The organism is Burkholderia sp. HI2714 (genome assembly GCF_002223085.1).
In the GTDB taxonomy this organism is placed as follows: domain Bacteria; phylum Pseudomonadota; class Gammaproteobacteria; order Burkholderiales; family Burkholderiaceae; genus Burkholderia; species Burkholderia lata_D.
The window spans coordinates 180,715-207,064 of the sequence record NZ_NKFM01000018.1; the positions used below are offsets into that span (position 1 = coordinate 180,715).

The window sequence follows — 26,350 nt, forward strand, 5'->3', positions numbered from 1 at the left end:
GCCGCGCGAACGCGCTTCTATCGGGATGAAAAAAGCCCGGTCGACGTGAGATGTCGACCGGGCTTTTTTTGCGTTCAGGCTGCGTGTTCAGTGCGCGGCCGATGCTGCGGCACCTGCATCGCCGCCACCCGCGCGCTCGGGCTTCGTGATCCAGATCAGCCCGATCAGCAGCACGAAGATCGCCGCAGAGATGTAGAACAAGTCGTTCACGCCGAGCTGCGCGGCCTGCTGCGTGGCCATGTTGTTGATCAGCCCGTGCGCCTGGTCCTGCGTCAGCCCGAGGTTGCCCATCTGCGTGACAGCCTGGTTGAACGTCGGATTGTAGACGTTCGCCTGCTCGACCAGTTGCGCGTGATGGAAGTTGTTGCGATGGTCCCAGGCCGTCTGGAAGATCGATGTGCCGATGCCGCCGCACATGATCCGCACGAAGTTCGACAGGCCCGATGCCGCGGGGATGCGGTGGCCGGGCAGGCCGGACAGCGTGATCGACACCAGCGGGATGAAGAAGCCGGCCATCGCGATGCCTTGCACGAGCGTCGGCAGCGTCAGCGACCACTCGTCGACGCCCGTCGTGTAGCGCGACCGCATCCAGAAGCACAGCGCAAACGTCAGGAACGACGCCGTCGAGATGAAGCGCGGATCGGTGCGCGGCAGATACTTCCCGGTGAGCGGAGACAGCAGGATCGCGAACAGCCCGACCGGCGCCATCACGAGACCGGCGTCGGTCGCGGTGTAGCCGATCTGGGTCTGCAGCCACAGCGGCAGCAGCACGAGGTTGCCGAAGTACAGGCCGTACCCGATCGACAGCGCAACCGTGCCGCCGGTGAAGTTCCGCATGCGGAACAGCGACAGATCGACGACCGGATGCTCGGCAGTCAATTCCCAGATGACGAAGAACGCGAATGCAATGACGGCGGTCAGCGCGAGCACGATGATGGTCGTCGACGCGAACCAGTCGAGATCCTTGCCCTTGTCGAGCATGATCTGCAGCGAGCCGACCCAGACGACCAGCAGCGCGAGGCCCACGCCGTCGATCGGCGCGCGGCGCACGGCCGACTCCCGATTGCGATAGATCATCCACGTCGCGGCGGCGGCGGCGATGCCGACCGGGATGTTGACGTAGAAGATCCACGGCCACGAGTAGTTGTCCGAGATCCAGCCGCCGAGAATCGGGCCGGCGACGGGCGCGATCAGCGTCGTCATCGCCCATAGCGCGAGCGCCATCGGTGCCTTGGCGCGCGGATAGCTCGACAGCAGAAGCGCTTGCGACAGCGGAATCATCGGGCCTGCCACCGCGCCTTGCAGCACGCGCGACCCGAGCAGGAACGGCAGGTTGGGCGAGAGGCCGCACATCCACGACGAAATCACGAACAGGATGATCGACGCGAGGAACAGGCGCACCTGCCCGAAGCGATCGGTCAGCCAGCCGGTCAGCGGCACGGAAATCGCGTTCGCGACCGCGAACGACGTGATGACCCACGTGCCCTGGTCGGACGATACGCCGAGGTCGCCCGAGATGGTCGGGATCGCGACGTTCGCGATGGACGTGTCGAGCACGTTCATGAACACCGCGAGCGATACCGCGATCGTCCCGATCACGAGTTGCCCGCCCTGCAAGGGCGGGTGAGAGACAGGAGCCTGTGCCATGTCGGTTGTTTTTCCGGAGTCGGAACGGTTACATCATCTTCGCGACGGCATTCGACTTCGACGCGGCCGGCGCCGGTGCGTTGCCGCCTGCGTTCTCGGCGATGATGCGGGCGATTTCGGCATCGGCTTCGTCGCCGTACTTCGCGAACACGTTGGTCTCGTAGACGGTGTTCGGCGCGTTCACGAGCTGGTCGCCGCGTTCGTCCTTGATGTCCACGTCGACCTGCATCGACAGGCCGATGCGCAGCGGGTGCTTGTCGAGATCCTTCGGATCGAGTTCGATCCGCACCGGCAGGCGCTGCACGACCTTGATCCAGTTACCCGTTGCGTTCTGCGCCGGCAGCAGCGAGAACGCCGAGCCCGTACCGGCCGAGAAGCCGACCACCTTGCCGTGGTAGACCGCCGACGAGCCGTAGATGTCGGCCGTCAGTTCGACCGGCTGGCCGATGCGCATGTGCTTGAGCTGGACTTCCTTGAAGTTCGCATCGACCCACACTGCGTTCAGCGGCACCACCGACATCAGCGGCGTGCCCGGCGACACGCGCTGGCCGACCTGCACCGAGCGCTTCGCGACATAGCCGGTGACCGGCGCGGGCAGCACGTTACGGGCGTTCGCCAGGTACGCGTCGCGAACCTTCGCGGCCGCAGCCATCACGTTCGGATGCGAGGCGATCGTCGTGTTCGCGGTCAGTGCGCGGTTCGACGCGAGCTGTTGCTGCGACGCATCGAGCGATGCCTGGGCGGCGCGAACGGCGTCGCGAGCGTGCGAGATTTCTTCCTGCGACACGGCGCCCGTTTGCGCGACGGCCACGCGGCGGCGGAGGTCGTCCTCGGCCTTCGACAGGTCGGACTGGCGCAGCGCGACTTGCGCGCGGTACTGATCGTCGTTGACGAACAGGCCACGCACCTGGCGCACCGTTTGCGCGAGATTGGCTTCGGCCTGTTGCAGCGCGACTTGCGAGTCGGCCGGGTCGAGCACGACGAGCGGATCGCCGGCCTTGACGGTCTGCGTATCGTCGGCCTTCACCGCGATCACGGTGCCGGTGACTTGCGGCGTGATCTGCACGACGTTGCCGTTCACGTACGCGTCGTCGGTCCCTTCATGGAAGCGGGCGACGAGGAAGTAGTACAGACCATACGCGATGGCCGCGATCACGATGACCGCGACGAGCAGCGTCATCATCCGTTTGCGCTTGCCGTTGTTCTGCGGCTGCGCGCTGGCGGCGTTTTGTTGGTCGCTCATGGCGATTTTCTCCGTCCGTTATTTCGAGTGTCTGCGTAGTGGTGGCGCCGGATCAGTTGGCGGCCTGTTTTGTCGGCTTGTCGGCATCGGGTGCGGCGAGCGGCGTGCCGGTCGCGTCGAACCCGCCACCCAGCGCCTTGATCAGCGCGAGCTGCATGTCGCGGCGGCGCATCTTCAGGTTGGTCACCGTCTGCTCCGATGCGAGGCGGTTGCTGTCCGCGGTCAGCACCTGCAGCTGCGGCGACAGGCCGGCCTTGTAGCGGATGACCGCGAGGTCATAGGCGCGCGTCGATGCGTCGAGTGCGCGTTGCGCATCGCCCATCTGGCGATCGACCGCGCGGATCGATGCGACCTGCGTCGCGACGTCGTTCAGCGCACTGATCAGTGTCTGGTTGTAGTTCGCCACCGACAGGTCGAAGTCCGCGTAGCGGCCCTTGAGCTGCGCGCGCAGCGCACCGGCGTCGAAAATCGGCAGGTGGATCGCCGGGCCGAACTGCGCCTGACGGCTCGCGAAGTTCAGGAATTTGCCCCAGCCGAACGCATCGAAGCCGAAGCCGGCCGCGAGGTTCACGTCGGGATAGAACTCGGCCTTCGCTTCCTTCACGTCGTGCATCGCGGCTTCGACCTGCCAGCGCGCGGCGACGATGTCGGGGCGGCGCGAGACGAGATCGGCCGGCAGGTTGCCGGGCAGCGCGACTTCGCCGCTCGGGTTCAGCACGGGCGCCGCAATCTGCAGCCCGCGATCCGGGCCCTTGCCGAGCAGCGCGGCGAGCTGGTAGCGTACCGTCGTGATCTGGCCATCGAGATCGGACAGCGAAGCCTGGGTCGTCGCGATATTGCCGCGCGCCGTCTGGCGTTCGACGTTGGTGTCGAGGCCTGCCGACACACGGCCGTCGGTGATCTTGCCGACCGTCTCGCGGTTGGTGATCTCGCGCTGCGCGATATCGCGCAGCGCATAGAGCTGTGCGAGCGAGTTGTAGGTGCGTGCGACCGACGACGCGAGCGTGATGCGCGCCTGCTGCATGTCGGCTTCGGCCGCCTTCTCCTGCGAGACGGCAGTGTGCAGGCGTTCGCGGTTCTTGCCCCACAGGTCGAGTTCCCACGACGCACTCGCGAGCGCGTTGTTCTCGCTGTACCACTGGCCGCCGTACGGGGGCGGGAACAGCGCGTTCGACGAATACAGCTCGCGCGTCCACGAATAGCTGGCTTCCGCCTTCGGCATCAGGTTCGAGCGCGACGATTCGATGTACGACGACGCCTTTGCGATGCGCGCCTGCGCCTGTGCGATCGACGGATTGCCCTGCAGGGCTTCGTCGATCAGCTTCGGCAGCTGCGGGTCGCCGAACTGGCTGGCCCAGTCGAGCGCCGGCCACTGGCCACCCTGGGCCGGCAGGCTCTGGGCGGATTCGAATTGCGACGCGGGGGCGATCTGCTTGTCGCTCTTGATGCCGATGTAGTTCGCGCAACCCGCCAGCGCCAGTGCGGCGACCGCGGCGGCGACGGCGGCGCGGCACGACCCGGCGCGCACGGACAACGGGGAGGATTTCATCGCGCTGAACCCTGACTCGGAATGAATGATGGACACTGCAAGGATTTCCTTACATTAATCTGTCAAAAGTAATTGTTATGGCAACTATTACGTGATGCTGCCGCCGGCTGTCTCACAGTAGTTGCTGAGAATGCGGCGCAGCATGCTCTTCAGGAACCCGACTTCTTCCGGCGTAAACCCGTCCAGCACCTGGTCGAGCACGCTGCGGAAAATCGGCGGCAGCCGTTCGGCGAGCGCACGGCCTTCGTCGGTCAGCTCGAGGCGCACGACACGCCGATCCTCGACGCTGCGCACGCGCGACAGCAAGCCGCGTTTCTCGACCCGGTCGAGCAGGCGCGTGACCGCGCTCGCATCGATCCCGTATTCGCGCGCGAGCTCGGCGGCCGTCGAGCATTTGCCGACCGCGATCATGAACAGCATGCTCGCCTGCGTGCCCGTGATGCCGAGCTCTTCCTGCGTGCGTTGCGTGACGAGGTTGGTCATCACCGACTTCACGCGCGACATCAGATAACCGACGCTGTCGTTCATCTGATACGAGGACAGCGGCGAAACGGGTGGTTGCGTAGAAGAATCCGACATAAAACCCTGAAGCTGCAATAGTTGACTAGGCAGCAGTATAGGCACAGTTGCTTGCCGCGGCAAATGTTAATCGAACGGCAAAGGGCGCGCTTTACGTCACACAAATCCCTTGTGCAAATAAGGTCTTTGAGCGCTCCGATGACGCGGGTTTCGATTGACTGGTGTGTCCGAGGGGGAGGGGTAGTCGGCCCACTTGTGTTGCGTCGCAACGCGCCGTCAGCTCCCGACATCCGCACGTGCTATAATTTGCGGCTTTCCAAGCTGCAATGCGCGCGCCCGTGAAAAACGAGCGGGCGCTTTTGCGCGTTCAAACGATTTCCAGGTTTCTATGACCCGCGCCCTTCGCAATATCGCCATCATCGCCCACGTCGACCACGGCAAGACTACGCTCGTCGACCAACTGCTTCGCCAGTCCGGCACCTTCCGCGAGAACCAGCAGATTGCGGAGCGGGTGATGGATTCGAACGACATCGAAAAAGAGCGCGGGATCACGATTCTCGCGAAGAACTGCGCGGTCGAGTACGAAGGCACGCACATCAACATCGTCGACACGCCGGGGCACGCGGACTTCGGTGGCGAGGTTGAGCGCGTGCTGTCGATGGTCGACTCGGTGCTGCTGCTCGTCGACGCGGTCGAGGGCCCGATGCCGCAGACGCGCTTCGTCACGAAGAAGGCGCTCGCGCTCGGCCTGAAGCCGATCGTCATCGTCAACAAGATCGATCGTCCGGGCGCGCGGATCGACTGGGTCATCAACCAGACCTTCGACCTGTTCGACAAGCTCGGCGCAACGGAAGAGCAGCTCGACTTCCCGATCGTCTACGCATCGGGCCTGAATGGCTATGCGTCGCTCGACCCGGCCGCGCGCGAAGGCGACATGCGCCCGCTGTTCGAGGCAGTCCTCGAGCACGTGCCGGTCCGCCCGGCGGATCCGGACGCGCCGCTGCAGCTGCAGATCACGTCGCTCGACTATTCGACGTACGTCGGCCGGATCGGCGTCGGCCGCATCACGCGCGGTCGTATCAAGCCGGGCCAGCCGGTCGCGATGCGCTTCGGGCCGGAAGGCGACGTGCTGAACCGCAAGATCAACCAGGTGCTGTCGTTCACGGGCCTCGAGCGCGTGCAGGTCGAGTCGGCCGAAGCGGGCGACATCGTGCTGATCAACGGTATTGAAGACGTCGGCATCGGTGCAACGATCTGCGCGGTGGATACGCCGGAAGCGCTGCCGATGATCACCGTCGACGAGCCGACGCTGACGATGAACTTCCTCGTCAACTCGTCGCCGCTCGCCGGCCGCGAAGGCAAGTTCGTCACGAGCCGCCAGATCCGCGACCGCCTGATGAAGGAACTGAACCACAACGTCGCGCTGCGCGTGAAGGACACCGGCGACGAAACGGTGTTCGAGGTGTCGGGCCGTGGCGAACTGCACCTGACGATTCTCGTCGAGAACATGCGTCGTGAAGGCTACGAGCTGGCCGTGTCGCGTCCGCGCGTCGTGATGCAGGAAATCGACGGCGTGCGTCACGAGCCGTACGAACTGCTGACCGTCGACGTCGAGGACGAGCATCAGGGTGGCGTGATGGAAGAGCTCGGCCGCCGCAAGGGCGAAATGCTCGACATGGCGTCGGACGGCCGCGGCCGCACGCGTCTGGAGTACAAGATCTCGGCGCGTGGCCTGATCGGCTTCCAGAGCGAATTCCTGACGCTCACGCGCGGCACGGGCCTGATGAGCCACATCTTCGACTCGTACGCACCGGTCAAGGACGGCTCGGTGTTCGAGCGCCGCAACGGCGTGCTGATCTCGCAGGACGACGGCGCTGCGGTGGCCTACGCACTGTGGAAGCTGCAGGATCGCGGCCGCATGTTCGTGAAGCCGGGTGACGCGCTCTATGAGGGCATGATCATCGGCATCCACAGCCGCGACAACGACCTCGTCGTGAACCCGATCAAGGGCAAGCAGCTGACCAACGTGCGCGCGTCGGGTACCGACGAAGCCGTGCGTCTCGTGCCGCCGGTCCAGATGTCGCTGGAATACGCGGTCGAATTCATCGACGACGACGAACTCGTCGAAGTGACGCCGCAATCGATCCGCCTGCGCAAGCGCTTCCTGAAGGAGCACGAGCGTCGCCGCGCGAGCCGCGAAGGCGCGGTCGACTAAGCGTTTCGGCCGTTCGCTGCATCACGGAAAAGGCTGCCTGCGGGCAGCCTTTTTTGCATCTGCGCGATGCGCAATCGGGTTGACTGCAAAACACTGTTCCCGCGGGTCGTGGCAATCCGGCAAAACCCCGTCGCGCGGTGCTTTCAGGCACATTTCGCCGTGAACTCCGGTATCGGTTCTGTGATATGCTGCGCGCACGCAAGTTTTAGGTCCTTCCAAGCAAGACTTGATTCGCAATCCGCTAAACGGTCAGGCCGTGTCGCGGAAGGTTGAGTAACCCGCTATTTCTCGAGAAGCTCGAAGAAAGGTGAGCGTAAAATGTCAGATGTAATGAAGCAGTTTCAGCTGAACTCCTATCTGTTCGGCGGCAATGCTTCGTACGTTGAAGAACTGTACGATGCATACCTCAACAATCCGGCATCGGTGCCGGAGAACTGGCGAGAGTATTTCGACGCGCTGCAGAACGTACCTGCAACGGACGGTTCGAATGCCAATGACGTCGCCCATTTTCCGATCGTCGAATCGTTCGCCGAGCGTGCGAAGGCTAATGCCTTCATCCCGCGCGAAAGCACGACCAATCTGGCTGCGGCACGCAAGCAGGTGCACGTCCAGTCCCTCATCAGCGCGTATCGCTTCCTCGGCTCGCAATGGGCCAATCTGGATCCCCTGAAGCGTCGCGAACGTCCCGCCATTCCCGAGCTCGAACCCGCGTTCTACGATTTCTCCGAAGGCGACCTCGACCAGACGTACAGCGCAAGCAACCTGTACTTCGGTTTCGACCAGGCTTCGCTGCGTGACATCGTCAAGGGTCTGCGCGACACGTACTGCGGCACGATCGGCGCCGAGTACATGTACATCAGCGACCCGGAACAGAAGCGCTGGTGGCAGGAGCGCCTCGAGTCGACCCGCGCGACGCCGAACTTCTCGGCAGACGAGAAGAAGCACATCCTGAATCGCCTGACGGCCGCTGAAGGCCTCGAGCGCTACCTGCATACCAAGTACGTCGGCCAGAAGCGCTTCTCGCTCGAAGGCGGCGAAAGCTTCATCGCGGCGATGGACGAAGTCGTCCAGCACGCGGGCAAGCGCGGCGTGCAGGAAATCATCATCGGCATGGCCCACCGTGGCCGTCTGAACGTGCTGGTCAACACGCTGGGCAAGATGCCGGCCGACCTGTTCGCCGAATTCGAAGGCAAGCACGTCGACGACCTGCCGGCCGGTGACGTGAAGTACCACAAGGGCTTCTCGTCGGACGTGTCGACGGAAGGCGGCCCGGTCCACCTGTCGCTCGCGTTCAACCCGTCGCACCTCGAAATCGTGAACCCGGTGGTCGAAGGTTCCGCGAAGGCGCGGATGGACCGTCGCGGCGACGAAGACGGCCTGCAAGTGCTGCCGGTGCAGATCCACGGTGACGCGGCCTTTGCTGGCCAGGGCGTCGTGATGGAAACGCTGAACCTCGCGCAGACGCGCGGCTACGGCACGCACGGCACGCTGCACATCGTCATCAACAACCAGATCGGCTTCACGACGTCCGACCCGCGCGATGCGCGCTCGACGCTGTACTGTACCGACGTCGTCAAGATGATCGAAGCGCCGGTGCTGCACGTGAACGGCGACGATCCGGAAGCTGTCGTGCTCGCGATCCAGATCGCGATCGACTACCGGATGCAGTTCCACAAGGATGTCGTGATCGACATCGTCTGCTTCCGCAAGCTGGGCCACAACGAGCAGGACACGCCGGCGGTCACGCAGCCGCTGATGTACAAGAAGATCGCGCAGCACCCGGGCACCCGTGCGCTGTACGCCGAGAAGCTCGTGCAGCAGGGCGTGATCACCGCGGAAGACGCCGACAACTACGTGAAGGCGTACCGCAAGGCGATGGACGACGGTCACCACACGGTCGACCCGGTCCTGTCGAACTACAAGAGCAAGTACGCGGTCGACTGGGTTCCGTTCCTGAACCGCAAGTGGACGGATGCAGCCGACACGGCCGTGCCGCTCGCGGAACTGAAGCGCCTCGGCGAACGCATCACGACGGTCCCGGAAAACTTCAAGGTCCACCCGCTCGTCGAGCGCGTGATCAACGACCGCCGCAACATGGCGCGTGGCGACCAGCCGCTCGACTGGGGCATGGGCGAACACCTCGCGTTCGCGTCGCTCGTCGCATCGGGTTACTCGGTGCGCCTGACCGGCCAGGACTCGGGCCGCGGCACGTTCACGCACCGTCACGCGGTGCTGCACGACCAGAACCGCGAGCGCTGGAACGACGGCACGTACGTGCCGCTGCAGAACATCGCCGAAGGTCAGGCGAAGTTCACGGTGATCGACTCGGTGCTGTCGGAAGAAGCGGTGCTGGGCTTCGAATACGGTTACTCGACCGCCGAGCCGAACACGCTCGTGCTGTGGGAAGCGCAGTTCGGCGACTTCGTCAACGGCGCACAGGTCGTGATCGACCAGTTCATCTCGTCGGGCGAAGTGAAGTGGGGCCGCGTGTCGGGTCTGACGATGCTGCTGCCGCACGGCTACGAAGGCCAGGGTCCGGAACACTCGTCGACGCGTATCGAGCGTTTCCTGCAACTGTGCGCGGATCACAACATGCAGGTCGTTCAACCGACGACGCCGGCGCAGATTTTCCACCTGCTGCGTCGCCAGATGATCCGCCTGTTCCGCAAGCCGCTGATCGTCGCGACGCCGAAGTCGCTGCTGCGTCACAAGGAAGCGGTGTCGGACCTGTCGGAACTCGCGAAGGGTTCGTTCCAGCCGGTGCTGGGCGAAACCGACGGCGGCATCGACGCGAAGAAGGTCAAGCGCGTGCTGGCATGCTCGGGCCGCGTGTATTACGACCTCGTCGCACATCGCCGCGAAGCGAAGGCGAACGACGTCGCGATCATCCGTATCGAGCAGCTGTATCCGTTCGCGCACAAGCAGTTCGAAGCCGAAATGAAGAAGTACGAGAACGCGACTGAAGTGGTCTGGGTGCAGGACGAGCCGCAGAACCAGGGCCCCTGGTTCTACGTCGAGCACCATCTGAAGGAAGGCATGAAGGAAGGGCAGAAGCTGGCATACAGCGGCCGTCCGGCTTCGGCCTCGCCGGCGGTTGGCTACTACGCGAAGCACTACGAGCAGCAGAAGGCCCTCATCGAGGGTGCTTTCGGCCGCCTGAAGAGCGCATCGATCGCGAAATAACCGACGGAAGCGAAACGGGAAGGCGCCATGCGCTTTCCCGTCTCTTTTGGCCCGCCGGGCGCGTTGCGCGCCGCACCGGCCGAAGGAATCGCACGAACCTCGTCACACCCCAGATTAAGCATCCAGGAAAATCACATGGCTATCGTAGAAGTCAAAGTCCCCCAGCTTTCGGAGTCGGTTTCGGAAGCCACCATGCTGCAGTGGAAGAAGAAGCCGGGCGAAGCAGTTGCTCAAGACGAAATCCTGATCGAACTCGAGACCGACAAGGTCGTGCTCGAAGTGCCGGCACCGGCCGCGGGCGTGCTCGCGCAAGTGCTGCAGAACGACGGTGACACCGTCGTTGCCGATCAGCTGATCGCAACGATCGACACCGAAGCGAAGGCAGGTGCGGCCGAAGCCGCGGCAGGCGCCGCCGAAGTCAAGCCGGCAGCAGCGCCTGCTGCCGCCGCTCCGGCAGCACAGCCGGTCGCCGCAGCCGCAGCGGCATCGTCGACCACCGCATCGCCGGCCGCATCGAAGCTGCTGGCCGAGAAGGGCCTGTCGGCGGGCGACGTCGCAGGTTCGGGCCGCGACGGCCGCGTCACGAAGGGCGACGCGCTGGCAGCAGGCAGCGCACCGAAGGCCGCTCCGGCTGCCGCCCCGGCGAAGACCGCCGCTGCGAAGCCGTCGCTGCCGGAAGTGAAGGTGCCGGCATCGGCCGCGACCTGGCTGAACGACCGTCCGGAACAGCGCGTGCCGATGTCGCGCCTGCGTGCGCGTATCGCCGAGCGTCTGCTCGAGTCGCAGCAGACCAACGCGATCCTGACGACGTTCAACGAAGTGAACATGGCCCCGGTCATGGAGCTGCGCAACAAGTACAAGGACAAGTTCGAGAAGGAACATGGCGTGAAGCTCGGCTTCATGTCGTTCTTCGTGAAGGCGGCCGTGCACGCGCTGAAGAAGTTCCCGCTCGTGAACGCGTCGATCGACGGTAACGACATCGTCTACCACGGCTACTTCGACATCGGTATCGCTGTCGGCTCGCCGCGCGGCCTCGTCGTGCCGATCCTGCGCAACGCGGATCAACTGAGCCTCGCCGAGATCGAGAAGAAGATCGCCGAATTCGGCCAGAAGGCGAAGGACGGCAAGCTGTCGATCGAGGAAATGACGGGCGGTACGTTCTCGATCTCGAACGGCGGCGTGTTCGGCTCGATGCTGTCGACCCCGATCATCAACCCGCCGCAGTCGGCAATCCTCGGCGTGCACGCGACGAAGGAGCGTCCGGTCGTCGAAAACGGCCAGATCGTGATCCGTCCGATCAACTACCTCGCGCTGTCGTACGACCACCGCATCATCGACGGCCGCGAAGCCGTGCTGTCGCTCGTCGCGATGAAGGATGCACTGGAAGATCCGGCACGCCTGCTGCTCGACCTGTAAGCCGAGTTTCACCGCATTGACCCGCACCGCACGGGCGCGTGACACGCGCGGCCCGTGCGGTTGCACAAGAAGAAAGGATTGTCATGTCCAAGGAATTTGACGTCGTCGTGATCGGCGCCGGCCCTGGCGGCTACATCGCCGCGATCCGCGCCGCGCAGCTCGGCAAGACCGTTGCCTGTATCGAGAAGTGGAAGAACCCGGCCGGCGCGCTGAAGCTCGGCGGTACGTGCCTGAACGTCGGCTGCATCCCGTCGAAGGCGCTGCTCGCATCGTCGGAAGAGTTCGAGAACACGTCGCACCACCTGGCCGACCACGGCATCACGGTTGACGGCGTGAAGATCGACGTTGCGAAGATGCTCGGCCGCAAGGACGCGATCGTCGAGAAGATGACGAGCGGGATCGAGTTCCTGTTCAAGAAGAACAAGATCACCTGGCTGAAGGGCCATGGCAAGTTCACCGGCAAGACCGATGCCGGCGTGCAGATCGAAGTGAGCGGCGAAGGTGAAACCGAAGTCGTCACCGCAAAGAACGTGATCATCGCGACGGGCTCGAAGGCGCGTCACCTGCCGGGTATTCCGGTCGACAACAAGATCGTGTCGGACAACGAAGGTGCGCTGACGTTCGATACGGTGCCGAAGAAGCTCGCCGTGATCGGCGCAGGCGTGATCGGCCTCGAGCTCGGCTCGGTGTGGCGTCGCCTCGGTGCCGAAGTGACGGTGCTCGAAGCGCTGCCGGCGTTCCTCGGCGCAGCTGACGAAGCGCTCGCGAAGGAAGCGGCCAAGCTGTTCAAGAAGCAGGGCCTCGACATCCATCTCGGCGTGAAGATCGGCGAAGTGAAGACGACCGCGAATGGCGTGTCGATCGCCTACACGGACAAGGACGGCAACGCGCAGACGCTCGACGCCGACCGCCTGATCGTGTCGGTCGGCCGCGTGCCGAACACCGACAACCTCGGCCTCGAGGCAATCGGCCTGAAGGCGAACGAGCGCGGCTTCATCGACGTGGACGACCACTGCCGCACGGCGGTGCCGAACGTGTACGCGATCGGCGACGTGGTGCGCGGCCCGATGCTCGCGCACAAGGCGGAAGACGAAGGCGTGCTGGTCGCGGAAGTGATCGACGGTCAGAAGCCGCACATCGACTACAACTGCATTCCGTGGGTGATCTACACGTACCCGGAAATCGCTTGGGTCGGCAAGACGGAGCAGCAGCTGAAGGCGGAAGGCCGCGAGATCAAGTCGGGCAAGTTCCCGTTCTCGATCAACGGCCGCGCGCTCGGCATGAACGCGCCGGACGGCTTCGTGAAGATGATCGCGGACGCGAAGACCGACGAACTGCTCGGCGTGCACGTGATCGCGGCGAACGCGTCGGACCTGATCGCCGAAGCCGTGGTCGCGATGGAATTCAAGGCGGCGTCGGAAGACATCGCCCGCATCTGCCATCCGCACCCGTCGATGTCGGAAGTGATGCGCGAAGCGGCGCTCGCCGTCGACAAGCGCTCGCTGAACAGCTGAGCGCGGTATAGCGCCAGCCGGCCATCGGCCGGCGCAGCCGTCTCATGACGAAGGCGGGCGGGGATTCCCGTCCGCCTTCGTTTTTTCCGGTTTGCCCGATGAACGTCACCGAATACTACACGCGCGAACTGACCACGCGCGGCTATCAGTCCGATCCCGCCCAGCGCGCGGCCGTCGATCGTCTGCAGGAATGTTTCGACGAGTGGGTCGAGTACAAGGCGCGCCGCTCGAACGCATTCAAGAAGCTCATCAATCATCCCGACCTCCCGCGCGGCGTCTACATGTGGGGCGGTGTCGGTCGCGGCAAGAGCTTCCTGATGGACAGCTTCTACGCGGTCGTGCCCGTGCAGCGCAAGACGCGCCTGCATTTCCACGAATTCATGCGCGAAGTGCACCGCGAGCTCGAGGAACTGAAAGGGCAGGCCGATCCGCTCGACGAACTCGCACGGCGCATCGCGAAGCGCTACCGGCTGATCTGTTTCGACGAGTTCCACGTGTCGGATATTGCCGATGCGATGATCCTGTACCGTCTGCTCGACCGCCTGTTCAACAACGGCGTGCAGTTCGTGATGACGTCCAACTACGATCCCGACGACCTGTATCCGGACGGCCTGCATCGCGACCGCATGCTGCCGGCGATCGCGCTGATCAAGTCCAAGCTCGACGTACTCAACGTCGACGCGGGCGTCGATTATCGCCAGCGCACGCTCGCGCAGGTGAAGATGTATCACACGCCGCTCGGCGCGGATGCCGATCGCGAATTGCGGCATGCGTTCCAGAAGCTCGCGGCCGTTCCCGACGAAAGCCCGCTCCTGCATATCGAGAAGCGCGAGTTGAAGGCGCTGCGCAAGGCGGACGGTGTCGTATGGTTCGACTTCGCGACGCTGTGCGGCGGCCCGCGCTCGCAGAACGACTATCTCGAGCTGGCGAGCCGCTTCCACGCGATCGTGCTGTCCGAGGTGCCGCAGATGTCGCCGCGGATGGCATCCGAGGCGCGGCGCTTCACGTGGCTCATCGACGTGCTGTACGACCACAAGGTCAAGCTGCTGATGTCCGCGGCGGTGCCGGCGGAGCAGCTGTACATCGAAGGCCCGATGGCCAACGAATTTGCGCGTACGGTCTCGCGAATCGTCGAGATGCAGTCGAAGGAATACATCGAAACACCGCGCCGCATCGTCGATACGTCGCTGACCTGAGTGCGATTCCCGGCAATTGGCGGGCTTCAAACGTCAATTCCGGTCAAATTAAAGCAATCCCCGGGTAATTTCGGATTTGTCTTATATTCATTGTTGAGGTGAGCCGATATCGTTGTGTCATGGTTACCAAGGCTGGAGATGTCCATGACACCGTATCGCGATCTGAACGACCAAGAGTGGCGCTGTGTTGCGTCGCTTCTGCCCGAAATGCAGCCGCGCACCGAGTTGCGCGGCCGGCCGTTGGCCAATACGCGTGCCGTTCTGAACGGCGTGCTCTGGGTGATCTACAGCGGCGCAACGTGGTCGGCCATGCCGCGTCGTTACCCTTCGTACCAAACTTGCCATCGTCGCTTCAAGGTCTGGCACGAGACGGGCACGTTGATGAGTGTCATGCGGGAGCTCTATGGCGACGCAGGTGTGAAACTGTGCAACGAGTTGTCCACGCGGATGCGCAAGCACACGCAATCGAAGGCGGCGGAAGCACGCAGCAATGCGGCGCCCGCGTATCGCGCACCTGGCAGTTATGCGTCGGACACGCTGAAGCATGCAGCGTGATCTTCATCAGTTCCACCTACGCACGCACCAAAACAAAATCGGCCTGACGACTTCGTCGCAGGCCGATTTTTTCATTGAGCCGCGCATTTAAGCGCGAGCCGCATTATTGCTGGCGAACCCAGGTCTGCGAACGACCGAGCAGCGACACGCCGATGTAGCCGCGCACGACGAGTTTCTGGCCGCCGTCTTCAAGCGTCATCTTGCACTTGTAGACCTTGCCGTTTTCCGGGTCGAGAATGTTGCCGCCGTCCCAGTGGTCGCCTTCCTTCTTCATGGCCTTGATGATCGTCATGCCCTTGATGAGCTGATCCTTGCGCTCGTCCGTGCAGGCAGTGCAGCGGCGATCAGGCGTATCGTTCGCGCCGAGGCCCTTCACGACCTTGCCGGTCAGCGCACCGTCACCGTCCTCGGCGATCTGCACGAGTGCCTTCGGCTGATGCGTGTTGTCGTCGATCGTCTGCCACATGCCGATAGGGCTGTCTGCTTGTGCGAACGCGGGGGCGGCGCAAGCGAGCAGTACGCCTGCGACGGCGATTGCACGAAACGGGTGGGTCAGTTGAATCATTGTCGTCCTCCTTGTTTTGCATGTCGTGTGCGATTTGCTCGCACGACCGTCTGCATGGGGCGGGCATGTTGCGAGCTTCGCCAGAATACGTGAAACCGCGTGCCACGTTTGATAGAGGGGACTCTAATCGAAACGGCCAGCGTCACGCTGGCCGTTTCGTGACTTTGGTGACCGATCAGTTGAGCTGATAAGAGAACGCCGCATTGATGCGCGGGCTGCGTGACGCGCTTTCGACCGGCGCATCGCCGACCGGTTTGGCGACGTTCAGGTCGAGACTGTAGTAGCGGCTGTCCGTCAGCCGTACGCCGATGCCGACCGACGACATGCGGTTCGGCGATGGCGTGCCCGCGTGCAGATACACGCGCGCCATGTCGTATGCGATGTACGGCGTGATCGATTTCAGATACGTCCAGCCCGGCGTGAAGCCGCGGTTGACCTCGAGCGACATCCCCCATCCCGAGTCGCCCGACGCCTCGCCCGGCTGATAGCCGAGCGCGTAACGCGTCGAGCCGAACGAGATCTGCTCGGACGTCGGCAGCGAGTCGGGGCTGTATTGACCGGTCAGCGAGACCGACGTGCCGATCCGGAACGGCCACTCGTTGGTTTGCGTGAAGGTCGCGCCCGTGCGGACGAACGTCAGCGAAGTCGGGTCGGCGTACGTGATCGTCGAGCCGTTCGCCTGGGCGACCTGCGACTTCGACGCGCCGAGGATGTCGAACGCCTTGGCCACGTTGACGCTCAACTTTCGCACTTGCTTCGGCTGGACGCTGGTGTAGTCAAGTTGCAGTTGCAGCACGCGAACCTGCGACCGATTGTTGAGCGTCGCGCCGTTGATCTGGTTCTGGTAATTGTCCTCGTTGTGCGCCGCGTAGCCAGACACCGTGCCGAGCAGGCTGCGCTGGTTGTTCAACAGTATCGGATAGGATGCCGAAAGACCCAGCTTCTCGTTCTTGACCGTGCGCTGCACGTACGACGGCAGCCCCGGGTTGTCGGTCGGCTTGCCGCGATAGGTGCTCGCGTCGAGGCGCGTGATCAGGCCGCTGCTGCCCACAGGTACCGCGCCGCTGAATGCGAAATAGGTTTGCTTGTCGCGTCCCGGCGGCGCCAGCGCGGAAATGCTCAGTTGCTCGCCGAACGACGTGAGGCCGTTTTCGGTCGCGGTGATGAGACCCTGGACGCCCGGGTGGTTGAAGTCGATGCCGGTGCTGACGTTGAACGGCTTGCGGTCGACCGCGAGTTCGAGCGTGGTGGCACCGTCGGTGGTTTGCGGCGGCGGTACGTTCGCCTTGACCGTGAGGCCGGGCAACAGGCCGAAGGTGTTCACGTAGCGTTCGAACGTCGCGCGGCGCAGCGGGCGATCGGCAGTGATATGCGCGGCGATTGCACGAATCTTCGATTCCATCGCACCGGGCTTGCCGGTGACCTTGACGTCCGATACATAGCCTTCGACAACCGTGATGCGCACGACGCCGTTCTCGAACGTCTGCGCCGGAACGAACGCGAACGACAGCGCGAAGCCGCGATCCTGGTACAGCTTCGTCACGCCGTTGGCGGTTTCGATCAGTTCGCCGATCGTGATGTCCTTGCCGACGAGAGGGGTGAAGCGACGCGAGATTTCCTCGAACGGAACGGACTTCACGCCTTCGACCTGGAATGTGGTCGGCGTCAGGTGGCGCGACAGCAACTCCTGCAATTGCGGCGCTTGCGGTGCGACCTGCACGGTCACGTTCGGGCCGGTTTTCGGCGCATTGATCTGGGGCAGGGAGTCGAGCGGGTTACCGCCGACGCGCGTTTGTGCATGTGCCGTGCCTGCTGCCGCGATGGCGAGCAGCATCATCCATCTGTCGAGTCTGGATTTCATTGTTCTTCCTCGTTGGCCTTGCTCTTCGTCTTCTTTGTAATGCCGGCGCGCGACACCAGGGTGCCGCGCGCCGCGTGCCGCAATGCCGGTTGTGTTGGTACGGCCGCGCCATCCGCTCCGGCTGCGAAGGTGCGACCGTCCTCCTTACTTGCCAACGCTACCCAGCGTACCCAGCAATCCCGTTACCGGTGCCAGCAGCCCCGTCGAGCCGCCACCCGACGTTGCCGTACCCGTGACGCTGCCAACCAGCGACGTGACCGGTGCGAGCGGGCTCGATCCCCCGGCTCCTGCTGCGCCGCCCACTGCTCCGGTGACAGTATTCAGCAAACCGGTGACAGGCGCGAGAGGGTTTGCACTGCCTGCACCACCCGTAGCGCCACCGAGCGTGCCCGTGACCGTCGACACGAGATTCGTGACGGGCGCGAGCGGGCTGCTACCCGAACCGCCGGTCGCGCCGCCGAGTGCGCCCGTGAGCGAACCGAGCGGCGTCGAGCCGAGACCCGACAGCAGGCCGCCGAGCGGATTCGTCGAGCCGGAACCCGACGACGTGCCGTTCTGTACGGTCGCCGTCGAGCCGCCAACGAGGCTCGTGATCAGACCGGGGATCGGTGCCGCGCCGTTCGGGCCGTTCGGGTTGACGAGGCCACCCGCGTTGGTCACGGTGTTGCCGACCGCTGTGACGAGCTGACCGACGTCGCCGATGAGCGGCTGGCTCGACGTGCCGGCGACCTGCTTGCCGGCCGAGCTGATGGCGCCGCCGATCTGGCCGAGCAGGCCTGACACGGGCTGACCGAGGCCGGTGGTCGTGCCGACCTGTTGCGTGACCTGGCCCGCGGTAATCACCAGCGGCGTGATCGCCGAGCTGAGCGGCTGCGTGACTTGCTGTACGGCACCCGACGACAGCGTCGAGCCGACCGTGGTACCGGCCGCCGACAGGCCGTTCGCGACTGTGTCGAGCACAGTGCCGACCGGCGTCGTGACCGGCGCGAGCGGTGCCAACGGGCCGGTGCCCAGCGCCTTGACGGTCGAGCTCAGGCCGGACACCGTGTTGCTCGTCGCGCCGACGACGTTGCCGAGGCCGGCGACCGTGGTGCCGACCGGATCCTTGATGGAGCCGGTCTGGCCGAGCCCGTTGCTCAACGCATCCGCGGCCGCGTTGATGATCGTGCCGGTGCTCGACACGGTGCTACCGACACCCTTCGTCACGCCGTCGCCGAGGCCCGGCAGGCTGACGTTGCCGATCGTGCTGCCGAGGTCGGTTGCGGTCTGGCCGAGCGTGCTGACGGCGCCCTTGGTGCCGGTCGGCGAGCCGCTGGTACCGCTCGTGCTCGGCGTGCCGCTCGTGCTCGGGTTGTTGTTGCTGCTGCTGGCCGGCGGCGAGCTGACGCCACCGCCGCCGCAGGCGGCCAGCAGGCAGGCGGCGGCGAAGGCCGTGAGGGGCGCGCGCCATTGGCGCAGGGCGGCTGTCGTGAGAGAACGTTGCTGGGACATGATGGACTCCTCGCTGTCTTGTCGATTGATGGATGTTGGTTTACTTGCCGTGCGTGCCGCCGAGCAGGCCGCCGATCAGCGACGTGACGGGCGCGAGCGGATTCGACGACGAACCCGAGTTCGTGACGGCGCCCGTGCCGCCGGTCAATGCCGGTGCGCCGACCGCGCTGGTCACCGTGGACACGACGTTCGTCACCGGGGCGAGCGGGCTGCTGCCGCCTGCACCGCCCGTCGCGCCGCCGAGTGCGCCCGTTACCGCGCCGAGGAGACCCGTGACCGGGGCGAGCGGGCCGCCGCTCGTGCCGCCCGTTGCACCGCCAAGCGCACCCGTGACCGTCGAGACGAGGCCGGTGACCGGGGCGAGCGGGCCGCCGCTGCCGCCTGCTGCGCCGCCGAGCGCGCCCGTGACCGTCGAGACGAGGCCGGTGACCGGAGCGAGCGGGCCGCTGCCGCTGCCTGCCGCGCCGCCGAGCGCACCCGTGACCGTCGAGACAAGGCCGGTGACCGGAGCGAGCGGGCCGCTGCCGCCGCCTGCTACGCCGCCGAGCGCACCCGTGACCGTTGAGACGAGGCCGGTAACCGGGGCGAGCGGGCTGCTGGCGCCACCCGTTGCGCCGCCAAGCGTACCCGTGACCGTCGTGAGGAGACCCGTGAGCGGTGCGAGCGGGTTGGTCACGCCGCCGGTGCCGCCCGTAAGCAGGCCGCCGACGGCCTTCACGGTGTTGCCTGTCGACGAGACCGTGTTGCCAAGCCCGGTCGTGGCAGGGTTGCCGCCCGCCGACGCGAGCAGGGCGCCGGCCTGGTTCAGGCCGTTGCCGACCGTGCCGAGCAGCGTATTGACGGGCGCGCCGAGGCCGGTCGCGGTGCCGATCGTCTGGGTCGTCTGGCCGACCATCGTCGTGATCGGCGTGATGGCCGAGCTGACCGTCTGCGTGACTTGCTGGATCGGGCCGGTCGACAGTGCGTTGGTGAGGGTGGTGCCGCCGTTCGATACGGCGCCGCCGAGCGTCGACACGAGGCCGCCGACGGCGCCGGTGACGGGTGCGAGCGGCGACAGCGGGCCGCTGCCGAGGCTGGTGACGAGGTTGCCGGTCTGCGTGACTGCGCCGCCGAGCTGGTTCACGACGCCGCCCGTGCTGGCGACCGTGACGCCGACCGGGTCTTTCGTCGCGCCGAGCTGGCCGAGGCCGTTGCCGACGCCATTGCCGAGTGCCGTGACCGCGCCGCCAACGCTCTGCACGATGCCGCCTGCCGCTTGCGTCGTGCCCGGGTTCACGCCCGGCAGCGACTGGCCGGCGATCGCGGTGCCGACGCCCGACACGGTGCCGCCGATATCCGTGATGAGATTGCTGCTTTTTGCGATGACGGTACCCACTGGATTCGCCGACACGCCGGAGGTGCCGCTCGTGCCGCTGGAGGTACCGCTGGAAGTGCCGCTGGACGTTCCACTCGTGGTGCCGCTGGTCGACCCACTCGTCGAGCCGCTGGTGCTGCCCGACGTGCCGCCGCTCGTCGAGCCGGACGTGCCGCCCGAGGTGCCGCCGCCCGACGTGGAGATGGAGTCGCCGCCGCCGGAGCTCGAGCCGCCGCTGATGCCCTTGCTGATCGAACCGGAGCCGCCGCACGCGGAGAGGGAAACCATGGCTGCAACGGTGGCCGCGATCAGAGTCGTCCGGAACACGCCATGAGGGATAACCTTAATGTCCATTTCTTCCTCGCATTAAAAATGTGTTGTGAACTGCGTTGTGTTGAGTGATGCGAGGACTACTCTGCAACTGTCGTGCCATTTCGATGCTCGACGGTTCGACAACAGGTTTTAAACGGGGCAATTCCTTGTCGGAAAAGGAAGTTATGGAAATTGAAAGATTGTTGAATCTGTTTAAGGACGGATGAATGAGAACGGTTTCGAGTGTTTCGTAACGTAACGTCACAACATTGGCGTTACGCGTGCGGCGTAACGTGGGGGCGCAGGCTTGGTGGACGAGGCAATTGTTTTACTGGTGGATTAGGTGTGCACATCTAACCTATCGTAAATCCTATGTGTAAGTCGTACCGAAACGCCGTACAAATACGTTGCGCTCCTGGTCAGTTTTTTCCATCCAGGCCGTTAAAAGAGGTTGGAAGTTAAATAGGATCGGATATAGAATCCGAAGCAGATGTAAGGAAATGTACGGTTCGGTACACAACGTTCGAGGAGGGTCACTATCGCGAATGTTAACTTGCATCAAATGTTGAGCCATGCCCCTCGGGGCAATCTATAAAGAAAGCGCACCCGGTTGTCGTTGCAGCAGAAGTGGCGAACAGCGTGGGGCAAGGGCCAGATATGCGGGGACGTATACGTATAAAAGGCCAAAGAACGTAAATACAGGCACGAGGAATAAAATGAGAGCAAACATCAAGCGTTTTCTTAAGGAAAACAACGGGGTTACCGCGATCGAGTACGGGCTGATTGCGGGTCTTATCGCTGTCGCGATCCTGGCTGGTGCTTCAACGATCGGCACTAATCTTGGCAATATGTTCTCGAACCTCGGGACATGTCTGACCGCCCCGAGCGGCACGAACTGTACGGCTGCCAGTATCTTTAAGTAACCCACCTGGCGTTAATTGGTACGACCTCGAAACATTGAGTCGTCTTGATGTTGTGGCGGGCGGATTGCCGTTGGCAGTCCGTCCTCCGCGACATTTGTCGCAGGTTGCGGTGCGATGGCACATTTCATTTTCAGCGGGGTGTTCCTGGTCTGGGCTGCGTTCGTCGCAACCAGCGACATCCGTTATCGGCGCGTTTCGAATTCGCTCGTTCTGGCGGGGTTGGTCTTTGGCCTGAGTGGAGCGTATTTCAACGCCGGCCCATTCGGCATTCTCCCGGCGCAGGCGATGATCGGCCTGCTGGTCGGGTTGGTCGCCTTTTTTCCGCTTTTTTTGCTGCGCGTCATGGGCGCGGCGGACGTCAAGATCTTTGCCGCGATCGGCGTGTGGTCCGGCGCACACGCGCTGCTGTGGATCTGGATTGCCGCCAGTCTTGCCGCCTGCATTCATGCTCTGGCCCTGATGCTGCTGTCGCGCACGTCGATCAGCGCGTTGTGGCAACGGGGCCGGCCGGCAATGGGGCTTGGCAAATACCGGGCAACACCCTATGCGGCATGCCTCATGGCGCCAGCTGCCGCATGGGTTGTCTTTCTTGTCGCAAGGGGGGGCGTGCGATGAAACGACAGATGCGTCCGCGTGGACGCCGTCGGCAGCGTGGCGCGACGGCAGTCGAGTTTGCGATCGTGTTTCCGTTGTTGTTCGTGATTTTCTACGGCGTCGTCAGTTTCGGGATGATCTTCACGATTCAGCAGAGCCTGACATTCGCCGCCAGCGAAGGTGCACGGGCCGGGTTGGTTTACGCCCCCACTCTTGCGGCGCGCATAACGAACGCCACAACGACTGCGCAGAGTGTCGTGGCCTGGCTGAATGTCGGTACGCCGCAAGTCGTGGCACCGCCGTGCAGTTACGACACGTCGGTTCCGCCGTCGTTGTACTGCCTGTCGGTTACGGTGAATTACACCCCCAAGGACTGGATAACGACCATGCCATTTCTGGGAAGCATACTGAATCGACCGTTGACGAGTACGGCGGTCGTGCAGATTCCGCAGTCGATCCTTTGAAGTACGTATCGTGACGCGAAGGGCCCGCTGACGCGCGAATCACGCAGAAACCCATCGGACTTTCATTCCGGCATCCACACAACAACATGGCCAACAATTTAACGAAGATCATCGCGGGACTGCTGATTGCGATCGCAGTATTGCTCGGAATCTACGCGTGGATGCTCGGGCGCAGCACGCAGAATGCGACGCCAGTCCAGCAAACCGTGGCGGCCAGCCCGTTTCCGGTCGTGATCGCGACACGGGTGTTGCCCGCCGGCCAGCCGATCACGGCCGACGCACTGAAGATCAAGCAGACGGCACCGATACCGACGGGTGCGTTTGCCGATCCGTCCGTGCTCGTTGGCCGGGTGCCGGCAGCGGATATTCCGGCTTCGTCGCCGGTTGTCGCGGGGGCGCTGGTGTCGGGGCTTGCGGAGGACGTACAACCGGGCGAGCGTGCGATCGCAGTGCGGGTCGACGAAACCAATGCGGTCGGCAACCGGTTGCGGCCCGGCAATTTCGTCGACGTATTTCTGAATTTGAAGCGCGAAGGCGGGGGCACGATGCTTGACGGCGAAGTCTCGCAGACGCAGGCGCGGCTGCTGTTGTCGAAGGTGCGTGTGTTGTCGTTCGGAGACGCGACACCCGATCGAGACAGCGGCAACACTGCCAACGGCAACAACGGTCAACCGGCCGGCGTCCGCATCGCGGTGCTTGCGGTGCCGACCGCGCAAGTCGATGCGCTGACGCTCGGCGAGGCGAGCGGGCGCCTGACGTTCGCGTTGCGCAACCCGCGCGACGACGAGCTTGCGATACAGACGGTCGCGGTGCGGACGGACAACAAGCTGTCGCCGTCGGCGCTCGCCGCCGCTGGCGTCTCGCTGCAGCAACTATCCGGCACACAGAGAACCGCGGTGGCCAATGTGAACGTGCCGCCGTTGCCATCGCGTCTGCCGCCGGCGGTGCGGACGGGCGGGGGCGGCGGAGGCGGAATCGAAGTGATCCGCGGCGGCCGGTCGGAAACGGTTGCCAATTGAACGACATCGACGGCCGTCGATATCAGCGACGACAAGTAAAGGGCCGCGTGACGGTCGACCAAACAATGAAAAACACACTGATTGGATTCGCGATTGCTATCTGCACCATGACTTTGGCGTCGTTTGCAAGCGCGAACGGCACGATCGAGCTGGCGGTCGGCGCGCAGCGGCAGCTTTCGGCAGGCCGTGCGCTGCAGCGTGTCGCGGTTGGCGATCCGACAATCGCCGACGTACTGATCATGAAGGGCAGCCGCTCCGGTTCCGTCTTGCTGACGGCGAAGGCGCCCGGCGCGACGAATGTGATGCTGTGGGAGCGTGGTCACGACGAACCGACGGTCTGGAGCGTCGAGGTTGTCGACGCGGCGGCGCAAGCGGTGCTCGACGGCTCCACGCCGCGTGTCAATGCATACGGTGGCACTGCCGTGCTGCAGGGTTCGTCGGCGTCGCTCGATGCGCATGCGCGCGCGGCCGCAGTCGGCAAGAACATGAGCGGGAAGGGCGCCGTGATCGATCGCTCGACGATCGCTGGCAAGAGCGTCGTGCAGGTCGACGTGCGGGTCGTTGAATTCAGCCGCTCGGTCCTCAAACAGGTCGGATTCAATTTCTTCAAGCAGAGCAACGGCTTTTCGTTCGGATCGTTTTCGCCCGGCGGTGTGCAATCGTATAACGGTGGGTCCCCCGGCGCGGCGGGATACATTCCGACGCTCGGCTCGCCTGTCTCGTCCGCGTTCAACCTGGTCGTGAACGCTGCGGGCCGCGGGATCTTCGCCGACCTGTCGCTGCTCGAGGCGAACAATCTCGCCCGCGTGCTTGCGGAGCCGACGCTCGTTGCGTTGTCCGGCCAGAGCGCGAGCTTCCTCGCAGGCGGCGAGATTCCGGTTCCGTCGCCGCAAGGGCTTGGCTCGACCGCGATCCAGTGGAAGCAGTACGGTGTCGGACTGTCGCTGACGCCCACGGTGCTGAGCCCGCAGCGGATCGCGTTGAAGGTTGCGCCCGAATCGAGCCAACTCGATTACGTGAACAGCGTGACGATCAGCGGTGTTGCGGTGCCGGGGATCACAACGCGTCGTGCGGACACGACGGTCGAGCTCGGCGACGGCGAGAGCTTCGTGATTGGCGGCCTGATCGATCGCCAGACCATGTCGAACGTCAACAAGGTGCCGCTGCTCGGTGATTTGCCGATCATCGGTACGTTCTTCAAGAATCTGAACTATCAGCAGAACGACAAGGAATTGCTGTTCATCGTGACGCCGCATCTCGTCGCACCGATTGCGAAGGGCGCGGTATTGCCCGCGACACCTGGTGAACTGTCTGAGCAGCGGGACGGGCCGGTTTGGAAATCGTATTTGGGCGGAGCAGCATCGCCGGATGCAGCTCCGGGTTTTTCGAAATGAGTGCGATGCATCGCGAGTCGCGACGTATTGCCTCGCCTTGCGTAATCCGGGGTGTTCGACATGAACGCGCGAATCCAATCATTGTGTGAACCCGCCGTGACAGACTATTTCGTTTGCGCATCGCAACAGGAGGCGCACGTCCGCTGGTTGGCGGATACGCTCGTATCGGCCGGTGCGGTCGAGCCTGCGTCACTTGAGCCGGGCGTGCTCGCGCAGCGCATTACGGGTCTCAACCCGGCTCTTGTATTCATCGATTTTTCCGGTGGCAGCACGGCGGCGAGCGTGGCGGCCGCAGCGGTACGCGCATCGCATCCGGGCCTGCCGATTGTTGCGCTCGGCTCGCTCGCACAGCCGGAGAGCACGCTGGCTGCATTGCGTGCAGGCGTGCGCGATTTCATCGACGTGTCGGCGCCGCCAGAGGAGGCATTGCGCACGACTCGCGGACTGCTTGCGAACGTCGGCGAGCCGGCGAGCCGCCATGGCAAGGTCGTCGCATTGCTTGGCGCGCGCGCCGGCATGGGGGTGAGCACGCTCGCTGCGAATCTCGCCGTATGGCTGCAGAAGCGCGCGGTGAGTCCGGGGGGGAGCGGCGAGTCGACTGGCAGCACACCGGCCGGTCGCCAGACCGCACTCGTCGACCTGGGGCTGCCGGCAGGCGACGGTGCGCTGTTCCTGAATACCCGCTGCGAATTCCATTTCATCGATGCGGTTCACAACCTGCGCCGCATCGACCGAACCTTCGTGAATACCGCACTGACCCGGCATGAGAGCGGTGTTGCATTGACGACGCTTCCTGCCGATCTCGGCGGGCTGCGCGATGTCTCGTATGCGTCGTGTGCCGGGTTGCTGAACCGGTTTCGAGCCTTCTTCGATCAGCAGATCGTCGATCTCGGTGGTTTTTCGAATCGCGAGTTCGTTGCCCAGATGACGACGTCGGCCGATGAGGCGTGGCTCGTCTGCGATCAGGGCGTCGCGTCGATCGTGTCCGCAGCTGATCTGCTCACCGGGCTGCGCGACGCGGGTGTCGACACCGATCGCGTCCGGCTCGTCGTCAACCAGTACGATCCCGCACTCGACCTGACGCCTGCACAGATTACCGAGCGTCTCGGCCTGGCGTTGGTGGGTACGTTGCCGTCGCGACGCGTCGCGATCGGCCACGCGGCAAACCAGGGCCGGCTCATCGTCGACATGACGGAGCGCGACCCGTACGTTCGCGCGCTCGAGTCGCTTGCCGCGCGGCTGCCGGGCGTGTCGGTCAGATCGACCGCCACGCGACCGGCATCCGGCCTGTCTGCGCTGAAGCGCTTCATTCAACCCTCGTCCAAGCGGTCGTAAG

General features: G+C 64.2%; 20 protein-coding genes. 12 read left to right on the forward strand and 8 right to left on the reverse strand.

What is annotated here, in order from left to right; all coding sequences use genetic code 11:
- Nucleotides 1–87 precede the first annotated feature (87 nt).
- The 4 genes from CFB82_RS08275 to CFB82_RS08290 form a co-directional block, all read right to left on the reverse strand.
- The gene (locus tag CFB82_RS08275) at nt 88–1,647 is read right to left on the reverse strand and encodes a DHA2 family efflux MFS transporter permease subunit (protein WP_069247821.1); all 1,560 of its coding nucleotides are present in this window, start codon (nt 1,645–1,647) and stop codon (nt 88–90) included.
- Between the two features lie 28 nt (nt 1,648–1,675).
- Nucleotides 1,676–2,890, reverse strand: a complete 1,215-nt coding sequence (locus CFB82_RS08280) for an HlyD family secretion protein (protein WP_069247822.1) — start codon at nt 2,888–2,890, stop codon at nt 1,676–1,678.
- A 52-nt stretch (nt 2,891–2,942) separates the two neighbouring features.
- Nucleotides 2,943–4,439 carry an efflux transporter outer membrane subunit gene (locus tag CFB82_RS08285; protein WP_089445484.1) on the reverse strand — a complete coding sequence of 499 codons (1,497 nt, stop codon included), beginning with the start codon at nt 4,437–4,439 and terminating at the stop codon, nt 2,943–2,945.
- 87 nt (nt 4,440–4,526) lie between these two features.
- Nucleotides 4,527–5,018 (reverse strand): MarR family winged helix-turn-helix transcriptional regulator, encoded by a 492-nt coding sequence (locus CFB82_RS08290; RefSeq protein WP_069247824.1) that lies wholly within the window; start codon nt 5,016–5,018, stop codon nt 4,527–4,529.
- A gap of 328 nt (nt 5,019–5,346) precedes the next feature.
- Between CFB82_RS08290 and typA the strand changes: the two genes are divergently transcribed.
- The 6 genes from typA to CFB82_RS08320 all read left to right on the forward strand — a co-directional run bounded on the left by typA (nt 5,347) and on the right by CFB82_RS08320 (nt 15,037).
- Complete coding sequence (typA, locus tag CFB82_RS08295; RefSeq protein WP_039358989.1) at nt 5,347–7,173, forward strand: translational GTPase TypA; 1,827 nt, start codon at nt 5,347–5,349, stop codon at nt 7,171–7,173.
- Between the two features lie 318 nt (nt 7,174–7,491).
- A complete protein-coding gene (locus CFB82_RS08300) occupies nt 7,492–10,356 on the forward strand; it encodes a 2-oxoglutarate dehydrogenase E1 component (protein ID WP_069247825.1) in 2,865 nt (954 codons plus the stop codon).
- Nucleotides 10,357–10,491: 135 nt separating this feature from the next.
- Nucleotides 10,492–11,772 carry a 2-oxoglutarate dehydrogenase complex dihydrolipoyllysine-residue succinyltransferase gene (gene odhB / locus CFB82_RS08305; RefSeq protein ID WP_047849437.1) on the forward strand — a complete coding sequence of 427 codons (1,281 nt, stop codon included), beginning with the start codon at nt 10,492–10,494 and terminating at the stop codon, nt 11,770–11,772.
- An 83-nt stretch (nt 11,773–11,855) separates the two neighbouring features.
- Nucleotides 11,856–13,286, forward strand: coding sequence for a dihydrolipoyl dehydrogenase (gene lpdA / locus CFB82_RS08310; protein WP_069247826.1), 1,431 nt, complete (start codon nt 11,856–11,858; stop codon nt 13,284–13,286).
- Nucleotides 13,287–13,384: 98 nt separating this feature from the next.
- A complete protein-coding gene (gene zapE, locus CFB82_RS08315; RefSeq protein WP_069247827.1) occupies nt 13,385–14,482 on the forward strand; it encodes a cell division protein ZapE in 1,098 nt (365 codons plus the stop codon).
- Between the two features lie 144 nt (nt 14,483–14,626).
- The gene (locus CFB82_RS08320) at nt 14,627–15,037 is read left to right on the forward strand and encodes a transposase (RefSeq protein WP_069247828.1); all 411 of its coding nucleotides are present in this window, start codon (nt 14,627–14,629) and stop codon (nt 15,035–15,037) included.
- A gap of 103 nt (nt 15,038–15,140) precedes the next feature.
- Here the strand turns inward: CFB82_RS08320 and CFB82_RS08325 are convergent, their stop codons facing one another.
- From CFB82_RS08325 to CFB82_RS08340, 4 genes are all read right to left on the reverse strand, one after another.
- The gene (locus tag CFB82_RS08325) at nt 15,141–15,602 is read right to left on the reverse strand and encodes a DUF2147 domain-containing protein (protein WP_089483878.1); all 462 of its coding nucleotides are present in this window, start codon (nt 15,600–15,602) and stop codon (nt 15,141–15,143) included.
- Between the two features lie 175 nt (nt 15,603–15,777).
- Nucleotides 15,778–17,463, reverse strand: coding sequence for a ShlB/FhaC/HecB family hemolysin secretion/activation protein (locus tag CFB82_RS08330; protein WP_089483879.1), 1,686 nt, complete (start codon nt 17,461–17,463; stop codon nt 15,778–15,780).
- Nucleotides 17,464–17,607: 144 nt separating this feature from the next.
- Nucleotides 17,608–18,954: a collagen-like triple helix repeat-containing protein gene (locus CFB82_RS08335; RefSeq protein WP_089483880.1), complete on the reverse strand. Its 1,347-nt coding sequence runs from the start codon at nt 18,952–18,954 to the stop codon at nt 17,608–17,610.
- A gap of 40 nt (nt 18,955–18,994) precedes the next feature.
- On the reverse strand, nt 18,995–20,662 hold the full coding sequence (locus tag CFB82_RS08340) for a collagen-like triple helix repeat-containing protein (RefSeq protein ID WP_089483881.1): 1,668 nt from the start codon (nt 20,660–20,662) through the stop codon (nt 18,995–18,997).
- Nucleotides 20,663–21,336: 674 nt separating this feature from the next.
- Here CFB82_RS08340 and CFB82_RS08350 point away from each other — a divergent pair.
- The 6 genes from CFB82_RS08350 (at nt 21,337) to CFB82_RS08375 (ending at nt 26,349) form a co-directional block, all read left to right on the forward strand.
- Nucleotides 21,337–21,543: a Flp family type IVb pilin gene (locus tag CFB82_RS08350; RefSeq protein WP_089483883.1), complete on the forward strand. Its 207-nt coding sequence runs from the start codon at nt 21,337–21,339 to the stop codon at nt 21,541–21,543.
- A gap of 114 nt (nt 21,544–21,657) precedes the next feature.
- The gene (locus tag CFB82_RS08355; RefSeq protein ID WP_089483884.1) at nt 21,658–22,158 is read left to right on the forward strand and encodes an A24 family peptidase; all 501 of its coding nucleotides are present in this window, start codon (nt 21,658–21,660) and stop codon (nt 22,156–22,158) included.
- A complete protein-coding gene (locus CFB82_RS08360; RefSeq protein ID WP_089425228.1) occupies nt 22,155–22,601 on the forward strand; it encodes a TadE/TadG family type IV pilus assembly protein in 447 nt (148 codons plus the stop codon). The genes CFB82_RS08355 and CFB82_RS08360 overlap by 4 nt, the downstream gene beginning before the upstream one ends.
- Nucleotides 22,602–22,687: 86 nt before the next feature.
- Nucleotides 22,688–23,620 (forward strand): Flp pilus assembly protein CpaB, encoded by a 933-nt coding sequence (cpaB, locus tag CFB82_RS08365; protein WP_089483885.1) that lies wholly within the window; start codon nt 22,688–22,690, stop codon nt 23,618–23,620.
- Between the two features lie 65 nt (nt 23,621–23,685).
- Nucleotides 23,686–25,014 carry a type II and III secretion system protein family protein gene (locus CFB82_RS08370; RefSeq protein ID WP_089445495.1) on the forward strand — a complete coding sequence of 443 codons (1,329 nt, stop codon included), beginning with the start codon at nt 23,686–23,688 and terminating at the stop codon, nt 25,012–25,014.
- A 60-nt stretch (nt 25,015–25,074) separates the two neighbouring features.
- Nucleotides 25,075–26,349 carry a fimbrial protein gene (locus CFB82_RS08375; RefSeq protein WP_089483900.1) on the forward strand — a complete coding sequence of 425 codons (1,275 nt, stop codon included), beginning with the start codon at nt 25,075–25,077 and terminating at the stop codon, nt 26,347–26,349.
- Nucleotide 26,350: the final 1 nt, after the last annotated feature.